This window comes from Streptomyces sp. NPDC057253 (assembly GCF_042669125.1).
GTDB lineage: Bacteria > Actinomycetota > Actinomycetes > Streptomycetales > Streptomycetaceae > Streptomyces.
The window spans coordinates 1-12,201 of the sequence record NZ_JBHUXV010000192.1 but is presented as its reverse complement, the minus strand read 5'-3'; the positions used below and the strand labels follow the sequence as shown (position 1 = coordinate 12,201).

9 protein-coding genes are annotated in these 12,201 nt (G+C 70.7%); 5 read left to right on the top strand and 4 right to left on the bottom strand.

Going from position 1 to position 12,201, the window contains the following annotated elements:
• Window positions 1–1,584 (top strand): carboxylesterase/lipase family protein (locus ACFULQ_RS46085; protein WP_383556934.1); only part of this gene is annotated, 1,584 nt, incomplete at its 5' end.
• Between the two features lie 101 nt (window positions 1,585–1,685).
• Here ACFULQ_RS46085 and ACFULQ_RS46080 read toward each other — a convergent pair.
• On the bottom strand, window positions 1,686–2,453 hold the full coding sequence (locus ACFULQ_RS46080; RefSeq protein WP_383556931.1) for an intradiol ring-cleavage dioxygenase: 768 nt from the start codon (window positions 2,451–2,453) through the stop codon (window positions 1,686–1,688).
• 152 nt (window positions 2,454–2,605) lie between these two features.
• Between ACFULQ_RS46080 and ACFULQ_RS46075 the strand changes: the two genes are divergently transcribed.
• The 4 genes from ACFULQ_RS46075 (at window position 2,606) to ACFULQ_RS46060 (ending at window position 6,720) form a co-directional block, all read left to right on the top strand.
• Window positions 2,606–3,211 (top strand): dihydrofolate reductase family protein, encoded by a 606-nt coding sequence (locus ACFULQ_RS46075; protein WP_383556928.1) that lies wholly within the window; start codon window positions 2,606–2,608, stop codon window positions 3,209–3,211.
• Window positions 3,212–3,676: 465 nt separating this feature from the next.
• Window positions 3,677–5,038, top strand: a complete 1,362-nt coding sequence (locus ACFULQ_RS46070) for a bifunctional o-acetylhomoserine/o-acetylserine sulfhydrylase (RefSeq protein WP_383556926.1) — start codon at window positions 3,677–3,679, stop codon at window positions 5,036–5,038.
• On the top strand, window positions 5,035–6,180 hold the full coding sequence (locus ACFULQ_RS46065) for a homoserine O-acetyltransferase (protein ID WP_383556937.1): 1,146 nt from the start codon (window positions 5,035–5,037) through the stop codon (window positions 6,178–6,180). The genes ACFULQ_RS46070 and ACFULQ_RS46065 overlap by 4 nt, the downstream gene beginning before the upstream one ends.
• 84 nt (window positions 6,181–6,264) lie before the next feature.
• Window positions 6,265–6,720, top strand: a complete 456-nt coding sequence (locus ACFULQ_RS46060; protein WP_383556923.1) for a DUF1569 domain-containing protein — start codon at window positions 6,265–6,267, stop codon at window positions 6,718–6,720.
• 74 nt (window positions 6,721–6,794) lie between these two features.
• Here the strand turns inward: ACFULQ_RS46060 and ACFULQ_RS46055 are convergent, their stop codons facing one another.
• The 3 genes from ACFULQ_RS46055 to ACFULQ_RS46045 all read right to left on the bottom strand — a co-directional run bounded on the left by ACFULQ_RS46055 (window position 6,795) and on the right by ACFULQ_RS46045 (window position 11,622).
• The gene (locus ACFULQ_RS46055) at window positions 6,795–8,915 is read right to left on the bottom strand and encodes a PQQ-dependent sugar dehydrogenase (protein ID WP_383556920.1); all 2,121 of its coding nucleotides are present in this window, start codon (window positions 8,913–8,915) and stop codon (window positions 6,795–6,797) included.
• 143 nt (window positions 8,916–9,058) lie between these two features.
• Complete coding sequence (locus ACFULQ_RS46050) at window positions 9,059–10,222, bottom strand: sugar phosphate isomerase/epimerase family protein (protein ID WP_383556917.1); 1,164 nt, start codon at window positions 10,220–10,222, stop codon at window positions 9,059–9,061.
• Window positions 10,223–10,470: 248 nt separating this feature from the next.
• On the bottom strand, window positions 10,471–11,622 hold the full coding sequence (locus ACFULQ_RS46045; RefSeq protein ID WP_383556915.1) for an inositol-3-phosphate synthase: 1,152 nt from the start codon (window positions 11,620–11,622) through the stop codon (window positions 10,471–10,473).
• Window positions 11,623–12,201: the final 579 nt, after the last annotated feature.

Here is a 12,201-nt window from a genome sequence, read left to right as displayed (position 1 = left end):
GGCATGAGCTTGCCGGCGACCGCGGTCGCGCAAGGGGCGTGGACAAGAGACGAGGCGGTGACCCGTTACGGCAGGGTGCGCGGGAGACGCGAGGACGGCATCGTGAAGTTCCTCGGCGTGCCCTACGCCACGCCACCGCTCGGCGTACTGCGGTTCAAGTCCCCGCGGCCACCCAGCAGTTGGCGCGGCGTCCGCGACACGGTGGCCTTTCCCCACCCCTCCTTCCAGGTGGCGGGCGGCGAGATGGGGCCGAACGGCAACGGCCGAATGCCCGCGCCGTCGGAGGACTGCCTCTACCTCAACGTCTGGACCCCGGCCGCGGACCGCAAGCGACGGCCGGTGATGTTCTACAACCACGGCGGCGGCTACATGATCGGCTCCGGCTCGGCCACAGGGCAGGACGGCACCCGACTGGCGCGGCTCTACGACGTCGTCGTGGTCGAGTCCAACCACCGGCTCGGCCTCCTGGGCTACCTCTTTCTGGGCGACCTCGCCGGCGACGACTACGCCGCCAACCAGGGGATGCTGGACATCCTTGCCGCACTGCGCTGGACCAGGGAGAACATCGAGAACTTCGGCGGTGACCCCGACAACATCATGGTCTGGGGAGAGAGCGGCGGCGGCGCCAAGACCGCGGCCGTATACACCATGCCGAATGCCGCGCGCCTGTTCCACAAGGCCTCGATCGAGAGTGCCGCTCCGCTGCGCTTCCCCACCCGCGAAGGGGCCACCGCCAGGGCCAGGCGCACCCTGGAGTTACTGGGTCTGACCACGGCGGACATTCCCAGGCTGCATGAGATCCCGGCCGAAGGACTGCTCGCGATCCAGCAGTCCGAAGCCGCGAACGGCGCCCCGCCCTGGGGTGATCCGGGGTCGCTCCCGGGCTTCGGCGCCTTCGTCGACGGCACCGTCATTCCGCGGCATCCCTTCGCCGACGGCGTCGCACCCTTCTCGGCCGGCAAGCCGCTGATGTGCGGCACCTGCCGTGACGAGACGGTGTTCTTCAGTCTCTTCGGGCCGCCCGACATCTTCCGCATCGACGACGCCGGTCTGCGCCGGGAACTGGGCCGGACGTACCAGGGCGCCGAACTCGACCGGATCATCGACACCTTCCGCAGGTCGCGGCCCACCGCGACACCCGCGCAGCTCTACTTCGCCATCACCACCTCACCGATCTGGCGCGACGCGATCAAGATCGCGGAGGCCAAGGCGGCACAGCGTGCGGCGCCGGTGTTCATGTACCAACTCGCCTACCCGAGCCCGACGCCGGTGCCCGGCACCGACTTCCCCATCGGCTCGCCGCACGCCTCGGACATCAACCTCAAGTTCGCCACCACCGACAAGAACCGCGACTACATCCTCAACAAGGACCAGTCACCGGCCCGGCTCGCGACCGCGCGCCACATGAGCGGACTGTGGGCGGGTTTCGCCCGCACCGGTCGCCCCGTGGCGCAGGGCGTGCCGACGTGGCCGGCCTACACCCCGCACCGGCGTGCCACGATGTGGCTCGACGCGGAGTGCAGGATCGTCGACGATCCGGACAGGGCCGAGAGACTGTTCTGGCAGGGCAGTCGGGGAAGGTGACGGGCCCGCCTGCTCCGGTCGCTCCGCGACCGCGGTCTTCCTCACCCGGCTGGGTCCCACCGCACTCACCCAGTGGCACCCAGCCGGTCGTTCTTCGCAGGTCAGCTGTCCACTCCCAGGGTCAGCGTGCCCAGGTAGCCGGAGGAGGTGGTGCTCCCCAGCGCGGTGAGGGTCAGCAGGCCGGACGCGGCGCCCCCGCCGTCGTAGATGGAGTCCTGGGCGAGGGTGGTGCGGGGCACCGTGTTGCTGGTGTACGGGGCGAGCCGGGCGACCGCGGCCGTGACCGACTCGCGGAAGTACAACTGACCCGTGTGAAGCTCCCGGCCTCCGGTGAAGTGGCCGTCGGGCGTGACCGTGACGCCGGTGTGGACCTTGACGTGGATGTGGATGCAGCGCCCGCGGTACCAGCCCGGGTAGATCGTGGTGACGGCCGCGACACCACTGGCGTCGGTGAGCACTCCGCCGCGCAGGAAGGTGCCGTTGTCCGGTTCGTTGTGGCCGTTCTCCCCGACGAAGCCGGAGTACTCACCGAGCACGTCCGCCTGCCAGAGCTCGACCAGGGCGTTGCGCAGGGGTACGCAGCTGCCGGCGTCGACGACGGTGAGGCTCAGCTTCAGCGGAACGCCGGCCTTGCCTTCGGTGATGTCGGAGCGGACGTACTGCCGATCCAGGTAGTAGGGGCCTTCGGTCATCTCGCGGGTGAGGGTGCAGACGGCCGCGGCGGCGACAGGAGCGGTGCCGACCGCCTCGGCTGTGGGGGCCTCGTTCACGGCCGCCGACCCCACGGCCAGGGCGGCGGCCGTGGCTCCGGTGGCCTTGAGCACGGTACGGCGCGCGACAGGGGTGCGCGCATCTGAGGTGTCTGTCATGAACACGACACTAGAAGAAGTGCGCGGAAAATATCTGCTGAGTCAGGAAAAGCGGTGCTCGTCAAGCGACCGGCAGGACAAGACGGCGCGGCCGATGAGTTTGCGGCTCCCCGGCGGTCCAAGCTCGTGACACCCAAGGAAAGGACACCGCCATGTCGGAACTCCTCGTCGACTTCATCACCTCTCTCGACGGCTACGCGTCGGGCGAGGGATGGCCCGGGTTCTGGGGCCTCGAAGGGCCGGAATACCTCGCATGGCTCGGCGAGCAGCCCAAGGTCACCTACCTCATGGGAGCGAACACCTACCGCCTGATGTCGGGCTTCGCCGCGGGCGAGGTCCCCGCCGGCCAGGACGAGTTCAGGCCCGAAGAAGAGGCGTCCGTCGACGAGCTCACGCAGGCGTCCAAGGTGGTGTTCTCCTCCTCGCTCAAGGAGCCCCTGGCCTGGGCCAACTCCACACTGGTGCGCGACGACGCGGTCGAGACGGTCCGTGCCATGAAGTCGAGCGGCTCGGAGCTGCTCAGCACGATCGGCAGCCTCAGCCTGAGCCGATCCCTGCTGCGAGCGGGACTCGTCGACCGCTTCCGGGTCGTGATGTTCCCGGTGATCACCGGGGCCACGGGCGAGGAACGCATCTACGACGGCTATCCGGACGTCGCTCTCGAAATGACCGAGCACCGCACCTTCGACGGCGGCATCCAACTGGTCGAGTACAAGCCCCGCGTCCTCGAGCACCCGCCGCTCGGCGCGCCTGCGTGATGCCGCCCCGTCCGCCGGCCTGGACGGCTGCCAGGCCGGCGCCGGGGGCGCGCTAGGCAATGCATGATGGGGACGAGGTTGTGCCGTGCGAGCCCGTGGCCGCGGTCCCGGAGACCCTCACGAGCAGCCGTGGCCGCAGGCCCAACACGTAGGCCTCGCCTCGGTGTCCGTGTCCCACCACCTGTCCCACGACGTGAGACATCTTCGTCATGTCCGTGCCCCAGGGCCGTCGCTGTGGTTTTCTGACTCCATGACCGTGCTTGTGACCCGCCGCCACGTGGACTACGTGCGTGTCACCACCACGGGTTGTTCCGCCGCGAGCTGACGCCGCGCTCCGGCCTCTGAGCAGCACTTTTCTCCTTCTCACCGCTTCGCGCTGACCGCAGCCCGCCATCGGGCGCGGTCTGCGGCGCCGCGGTTCCCTCACACCTTCACGCCCTCACCCTCTGCATCGGGAGCAGCACCATGAGCCAGCCCCTCGACTCCGTCACCGCCGGCCACACCCCTGAGGAGAGCCCCGCGGGACCGGACACGTCCGCCTGGTCGTTCGAGACCAAGCAGATCCACGCCGGAGCAGCACCCGATCCGACGACCGGTGCCCGCGCCACGCCCATCTACCAGACGACCTCGTTCGTCTTCCGGGACACCCAGCACGCCGCCGACCTGTTCTCGCTGGCCGAGCCCGGCAACATCTACACCCGTATCCACAACCCCACCCAGGACGTCTTCGAGCAGCGGATCGCAGCCCTGGAGGGCGGGGTCGCGGCCGTCGCGTTGTCGTCCGGGCAGGCCGCGGAGACCCTGGCGATCCTGACGCTGGCGAGCTCGGGCGACCACATCGTCTCCAGCACCTCGCTGTACGGCGGCACCTACAACCTCTTCCGCCACACACTGCCGAAGCTGGGCATCGAGGTGTCGTTCGTGGACGACCCGGACGACGCAGAGGCCTGGCGGGCGGCGATCCGGCCGAACACCAAGGCGCTGTTCGCGGAGACGCTGGGCAATCCGCGCGGCAACGTGCTCGACGTGCGCGCGGTCGCGGACGTGGCACACGCTGCCGGGGTGCCGTTGATCGTGGACAACACCGTCCCGACTCCCTATCTGCTCCGACCCCTTGAGCACGGCGCCGACATCGTCGTGCACTCGGCGACCAAGTTCCTGGGCGGACACGGCACCGCGATCGCCGGGGTCGTCGTGGACGGCGGGACCTTCGACTTCGGCGCCCACCCCGACCGCTTCCCCGACTTCACCGAACCGGACCCCAGCTACCACGGCCTCCAGTACTGGCCCGCGCTCGGCCCGGGCGCGTTCGCGATCAAGCTGCGGGTGCAGTTGCTGCGCGACCTCGGACCGGCGCTGTCCCCGCACTCGGCGTTCCTGCTCCTGCAGGGCGTGGAGACGCTGAGTCTGCGCATCGAGCGGCACTCCGCGAACGCCCAGGCACTGGCCGAGTGGCTGGAGCAGCGGGACGAGGTCGCGGCCGTCCACTACCCGGGACTGGAGTCCAGCCGTTGGTACGAGGCGGGGCAGAAGTACCTCCCGCGCGGTGCCGGTGCCATCGTCTCGTTCGAGTTGCGGGACGGTGTCGAGGCGGGCAGGCGGTTCGTCGACGCCGTCGAGCTCTTCAGTCATCTCGCCAACATCGGTGACGTCCGCAGCCTCATCATCCATCCGGCGTCCACCACCCACAGCCAGCTCGACGAGGCGCAGTTGGCGGCCACCGGCACCTCTCCCGGACTGGTGCGGCTGTCGGTCGGCATCGAGAACCTCGCCGACCTCAAGGCCGACCTGGAGGCCGGGTTCCGCGCGGCCAAGGGCGCGTCCTGAACACCGTACTGACGCCCTCCGAGGTTCCCCTCCCGCCGGCCACCGGGGCCTGGCGGGAGGGGGACCCGCCCGGGCGCCGACAGTGGTACGCCCGCGAGAAGCCGCTCGCGTTGGAAGCCGGCGGTGAACTGCCCGCCGTACGGCTGGCGTTCGAGACATGGGGACGGCTTCTGCCGGACGCCTCCAACGCCGTTCTCGTTCTGCACGCGCTCACCGGGGACAGCCACGTCGCCGGCCCGGCCGGCCCTGGGCACCCCACGCCCGGGTGGTGGGACGGCCTCATCGGACCGGGGCGGCCCCTGGACACGGACCGTTGGTTCGTCGTGGCCCCGAACGTGCTCGGCGGTTGCCAGGGCAGCACCGGGCCGTCATCCCTCGCGGCCGGGGGACGCCGCTGGGGCGGCGACTTCCCCTTCCTCACCCAGCGCGACCAGGTCGCGGCCGAGACCGGACTGGCCGACGCGCTGGGGATCGACCGGTGGGCGCTGGTGGTCGGCGGTTCGATGGGCGGAATGCGGGCCCTGGAGTGGGCCGTGGCGCATCCGCAGCGCACCGGAGCGCTTCTGCTGCTCGCCACCACGGCCGCGGCGAGCGCCGAGCAAATCGCCCTGTCCGCCATCCAGTTGCACGCCATCCGCTCCGACCCGCACTGGCACGGCGGCCACTACCACGACACCGGCCGTGGCCCGCACACCGGGCTCGGCCTCGCCCGACGGCTCGCTCACGTCACCTATCGCAGCGAGCCGGAACTGGCCGCCCGCTTCGGCAGAACGCCCCAGGGCACGGAGGACCCCTGGAGCGGCGGCCGGTACCAGGTCGAGTCCTACCTCGACCACCACGCCGCCAAGCTGGTGCGCCGCTTCGACGCGGGCAGCTATGTCGTCCTGTCCGAGGCCATGAACAGCCACGACGTCGGCAGGGACCGCGGCGGGCTGCGCGCCGCGCTGCGCCGGGTGAGCGCGCCCACGCTGGTGGCCGGCGTCGACTCCGACCGCCTCTACCCGCCGTCCCAGCAGGCGGAGTTGGCATCGGCCATCCCCTCGGCCGACGATCTAAGGCTGATCGAATCCCCCTACGGCCACGACGGCTTCCTCATCGAGGTGGAGCAAGTCGCCGCACTCGTAAGGGAGTTGCTCCCTTGACGGACGAACTCCGCGACGCTCGTCCCGCCGCCGGTGCCAGCCCCGCGGCATTATGCGTGCACCATCGCCGCGTAGGCTCCTGTCATGCCCCCTCTCGACCTTGAGCAGGTCATCAAGCCGCTCCACCAGGATCTCGAAACCCGTCCCGAGCGTGACCTGCTGGCGCCCGGCAGTGACTGGAACCTCTCCCAGACGCTGCAGCACTGCGCCCAGACCGTCCGGTACTCCGTGACCGGATACCCCGCGCTCAAGCCCGCCCTGTACCGGGCCACCGTAGGGCGGCTGGCCAAGCAGGTCTTTCTGCGGCGAGGGGCGATGAAGCACCCGCTCGGTGCGGAGATCGACGGGGCGCCGCCGCTGGATCCGGCCCTGCCGGTGTCCGACGCGGCGGCCGATCTCTCGGACGCGGTGGCGCTGTTCACCGGCCACACCGGCGGGCACGCCACCCATCCCGCCTACGGGGACTGCACGCACGACGAGTTCGCCCGGCTCCACGCCATGCACCTCGCCGACCATCTGCCCGGGCTGTCGAGGAGCTGACACCCGGGCATGGACGTACGGCGACGGGGCGCCCCGAAGCGGCGCCCCGTCGCGGTGTTGTCGTGGCCGGTCGGTCAGTCGGCCGGGGTCAGGGCGACCTCGGCGCTGCCCGAGAGGGACGGCAGGCCGGCCGGGGGTGTGTCGGTGTAGGTGGCGTTGAAGACGGCCTTGAGGTTGTCCGAGCCGGAGTGACCGCCGTCCACGAAGGTCTTGAACGATCCGGAGCAGCCGTTGCTCGTCGACAGCGGGTGGCCGTGCGAGTCGTGGCCCAGGATGAACGAGACACTGACCTTCGCGCAGTCCACGGGCTGGTCGTCGGTGACGGTGACCTGCCAGGTGACCGTGTCACCCCAGTGGAACGGGGTGCCGCCGTGCGGGGCCGGGTCGGTGGTGAGCGAGACGACCGGGGCCTTGTTGCCGACGACGACGGGGACGGAGGCGGAGGCCGAACGCCCGGTGCTGTCGGTGACCTTCAGCGTGGCGTCGTAGACGGCGTTGTCGGTGAAGGTGTGCTTCGGGTTGGCCTCCCTGGAGTCGACCGTGCCGTTGGCGTCGAAGTCCCAGGCGTAGCGCAGGGCATCGCCGTCGGCGTCCGTCGTGCCGGCGCTGGAGAACTGGACGGTCAGCGGGCTGGTGCCGTTCACGACGTCGGCTGCGACCTTCGGCTCCGGGGTGCGGTTGCCGCGGGTGAAGTCGATGCGGGAGAGCTGGGCCTCGGGCAGCTCCGCGAAGTACCCGGTGCCGTATTCGAGGACGTACAGCGCGCCGTCGGGGCCGAACTCGGCGTCGATCGGGCCGTCCGTCTTGATCGTGGGGATCGCGTCCTCGATCTTGAGGACCTCGTTCTTCTTGCCCAGGGTGATGGCCTTCATCTGGTCACGGGTCCACTCGTAGAAGAGCGGCTTGCCGTCGAAGTAGGAGGGCCAGCGGTTCTGCGCCTTGTTGCTCTTGTCGTACTGGTACACCGGACCGCCCATCGGGCCGATGCCGCCCGTGCCGAGCTCCGGGAACTCCGCTGAGGCACCGTAGCCGTAGACGATCTCCGCGTCCTCGACCGGCGGCAGCACGCTGCGGCCGGTGTTGTGACGGGAGTCGTTGACGGGCTTGGCGCAGTCGAAGGCGCCGCTCGACTTCTGGGTGGCGAAGTCGTAGTCCTGGTACGGCATGTCCTGGGTCACGCAGTACGGCCAGCCGTAGTTGGCGGGGCGGTCGATGACCATCCAGCGTCCCTGGCCCGCGGGGCCGCGGTCGGGGTTCGCGCTCTGGGCGTCGGGTGAGTAGTCGCCGACGTAGACCTCGCCGGTCTTGTCGTCGACCCCGAACCGGAAGGGGTTGCGCAGGCCCATGGCGTAGATCTCGGGGCGGGTCTTCGGCGTGCCCGGGGCGAAGAGGTTGCCGCGCGGTATCTGGTATCCGCCGCCGGGCTTGACCTGGATGCGCAGGACCTTGCCGCGCAGGTCGTTGGTGTTGCCCGCGGTGCGTCGCGCGTCGTAGGCCGGGTTGCGGTCGGCGCGGTCGTCGAGCGGGGCGTAGCCATCCGAGGAGAAGGGGTTGGAGTCGTCGCCGGTCGACAGGAACAGGGTGCCCTTGGCATCGAAGTCGATCTTGCCGCCGACGTGGCAGCAGATGCCGCGGTCGGCCGGTACGTCGATGACCTTCTGCTCGGAGGCGAAGTCGAGCTTGTTGCCGACGAGCTTGAACCGGGACAGGCGGGTGACGCCCTTGTACTTGGCCCAGTCCGCGTCCGTGCCGAACTGCGGTGCGTCGCCTTCGTTGACCCCGGGGGTGGCCGGGTCGTCCATGGGGGTGTCTAGGCGGGGCGAGTAGTAGAGGTAGACCCAGTGGTTCTTGGCGAAGCCGGGGTCGACGGCGATGCCCTGCACGCCTTCCTCGTCGTGCTGGTAGAGCCCCGCGGGGCTCTTCTTCATGTCGGCGGCGAGGAAGTTCACGCCGCTCTTGGGGTCGTGGATGCGGACCTCTCCGGTGCGCGCCGTGTGCAGCACGCGTCGGTCGGGGAGGACGGCGAGGGCCATGGGCTCGCCGGGGCGGTCGTTGAGCGTGACCTTCTGGAAGTCCGCCGCGGCCGGGGGTGCGGGGTCGGGTTTGGCGGCCTGTGCCGGGGAGAGGGGCAGGAGCCCGACGGCTCCGGCCAGGGTGGCGGCCCCCAGGAGGGTGACGATCCGTCTGGTGCGCACTCAGAACTCCTTCGGTCTGGCCGTCCGGTCGTGATGCGGGTTCGCGACCGGACGACCGCTGCGGGGTGGAGGCGGATCAATAGTCAGGCGCGCTCAGTACGTCCCACCGTGGCGCGCCTGTCGGGCGGTCAGGTCACGCTTGGTCAGTGGCGGGCGCGCAGGGCCGCGAGGTTCTGGTAGCCGATGCGGGCGAAGTCCAGGGACTGGCCGGGCACGGTGGTGCTGGGCGCGTTGTCCTGCTCGACCATCGGGTTGCGGTAGTTCTTCGCTCCCACCCGGGTGAAGAACCGCCGGTAGTCGATGTCACCCGTGCCGAACGGCACCATGTCGTAGCCGAGGCCGCTCTGGGTGTTGACGACGCCGTCCTTGGCGTGGAAGAGCGGGAACCGGGCGCTGTTGCGCTCGACGAGTGCGGCCGGGTCGAAGACGCGCTCGCGCTGGGAGCCGTCGTGGGCGGTGTACGTGTGGAACTTGTACTGGGCCACGTGCGCCCAGAAGACGTCGAGCTCCAGGTAGACGCTCTTGCGGTCGGTCACCTTCAGGAAGTACTCCAGCTTGCGGATGCCGGAGCTGCGGGTCGGCCGGCCCTGGGCGTCGAGGGGGCCGCCGTCGAGCAGGAAGTCGTAGGCCGCGTCGTGGTTGTGGGTGTAGAGCTTGATGCCCTCGCGGCGGGCGATGGCACCCAGGGTGTTCCACTTCTGCGCGGCGACGTCCCAGTCGGCCCGGTAGGGGGTGTTGGTGGGGTCGGCGCCGGTGCCCATGTGGTCCATGCCGATGATGTTGGCGATCTCCAGCCAGCGCTTGAAGGTGTCGAGGTCGGCCGGCGTCAGCGGCCAGGACGGCGGGATGTAGCCGTGGCTGCCCTGTGCCCGCAGGCCGTACTCGTCGAGCCAGGAGCGCAGCAGCTTCGCGCCCTGGACCGTGCCCAGGTCGGCGCCGCCGGGTGCGTTGGCGTGCTGGCCGTAGCCGGCGAACTCCACCTGGCGGTAGCCGAATCGGGACAGTTGGTTGAACACCTCGCGGAAGCCGGAGGGCAGGTCGGAGGCGAGCGGGTCGCGGCCGACCGCGTCCCGGACGGTGTAGAGGATGATGCCGCGCTTGTGGGGCGGGACCAGGGCGGAACGGCCGTGGTCGGGGCCGCCGGCCGGTGTTCTGTCCTGCGCCAGGGCGGGTGCGGCGCCGAAGACCGGGGCCGCGATCGCCGCCCCGGTGACGGCTGTGCAGGTGCTGAGGAAGCGGCGGCGGCTGACGCCGAGGGTGCGACGCAGGGCGTCGTCGGTGACGGCTTCGTCGTTGAACGCGGTCACAGTGGTTCTCTCTTTCGTCGTCGCGGTGCTGCGGGTGCCTTACGGCTGCCGCCGCCGGCGAGGCCGGCGGACCGCAGGAGAAGGGACTTCACTTCGGTGGCCGCTCCACGGCCGGATACTGCGCGGGGGGTGGAGAACAGGACGAGCGGACGGTCGTCGACGCTCGTGCGGAGGCGGCTCTGGCGGCCGCGGACAGGTGCCGGGTCAGGGGCCACGGTCGCTGTACGGCGACGCGTGCGGTGCTCGCATCAGTGCGCCTCCCGCAGGCGGTCGGCGAACGACAGGAGCGCGGTGAACTGCTCCGAGAGACCCGCCGGGCCCCCGTCGGGGTCCTTGAAGTAGAAGCCCAGTTCCGGGAGCGGGCCGGACAGGCCCGCCTCGTGGGCGCGGCCGACCAGCCGGGCCAGGTCCAGGACGAGCGGTGCCGCCAGGGCCGAGTCGCAGCCCTGCCAGGTGGTCTGGAGGGTCATGCGCGAGCCGAGGAACCCCTCGAAGGCGATGTGGTCCCAGGCGGTCTTCCAGTCGCCGAGCACGGGGACGTCGTCGATGTGCACCTCGCCCTGCGGGGTGTACCCGAGGGTGTCGGCCAGGACGCGTTCCTTGCCTGCGTTCTTCGCCGCGGCCGCGGCCGGGTCGGCCAGGGCCGCCCCGTCGCCGCCACCCAGCAGGTTGGTGCCGGACCAGGCGCGGACCTCAAGGGCACGCTGGACGAACATCGGGGCGAGCACGGCGCGCAAAAGAGTCTGGCCGGTCTTGCCGTCACGGCCCGCGTGGGGCAGTGCGCCGGCCGCGGCGGCCTCCGTGAGGGCCGGGGTGCGCAACCCGGTGGACGGCGTGAAGTTGACGTAGGGGCAGCCGGCTCGCACGGCGGCGGCCGCGTAGAGGGAGCTGGGGGGAAGTCGTACGGCGTCGGGGTCGGGCAGCGGCTCGGTGGAGGAGACGTTGACGACGACCACCCGTGCCAGTGCGTTGCGCACGCGGAACGAGGTGAGGTCGGCGGCGAAGTCCGCGATCAGCTCCTCGTCGGTTCGCGTGTCGCCGGGGAGCGGGCCGCCGAGCCGTATCTCCTCGTCCGCGGCCTGGAGTTCGGCGCGCACGGCGGGGGCGAGCCCGTGCGGCAGGACGCCTGCCTCGGTGAGGTGTTCGGCGCGCTTGGGCAGCGGAGCGTGCGCGGTGTCGTGGCCGCCGAAGACGAGCGAGGACAGGGGCGGCAGGCCGGTGCCGTCGAAGGGGGGTGTCTCGGTCACCATGCCGGTCGGCGGGCACAGTTGGGCGGTGACCGCGGCGCAACCGGCGACGGCGGTGGTCGCGACCGATCCGCGGGCTCCGACGAACCAGACACCGGTGCGTGCGGTCCGTCCGACGGTCCGGGGCTCCGATGCGTTCCCGTCGTTGTTCACGGGCTGCCTCCCTGCCATGTCGATGTTCCGTGCGGGTGGTGGACGGTCGGCGAGGGCGCGAGGGCCTCCCGCCGACCGTCGGCATGGGGACGGCGTCGGCCGCGGTGCGGAGGGCTGCTCCGTCGTGGGGGCGCGGCTGCGGCGTGCGAGGGGCGGCAAGGGGCCGCCGGTGAGAAGTGCGGGGTGCCTCAGGGTCTTGCTCGTGCGCTGTGCGGGTCGTTCTCGGTGGGGCGGTCGAACGAGAGGTGCGCCGTACGTCCTGAACGGATGGTCAGTTTCGAGCCACTGAGTGGTTCCTGTGCACGAAGGGACCGTAGCCCCGTTCGTCCTTGGCCGGAACCCCTTGCGCAGCGAAACGGCGAACTTCTTCCAGAACCAGGACAAAGGCGAGTGCGGGCAGGCTGGATCAGCCCGGCGGCTCGGTCGTGACGGTTTGTCAGCGCTCCGCCAGGTTTGGGTCTTCTGCTCCGGAGCGGCTAGTGGTCGCCGCCTCCGAAGGCGGCGTCGAAGGAGGCCGACGGCGGCTCGAAGTCGTAGCGCTTGAGGCTCTTCAGCGCCTCGGGGGCGCCCTGCAGCCGG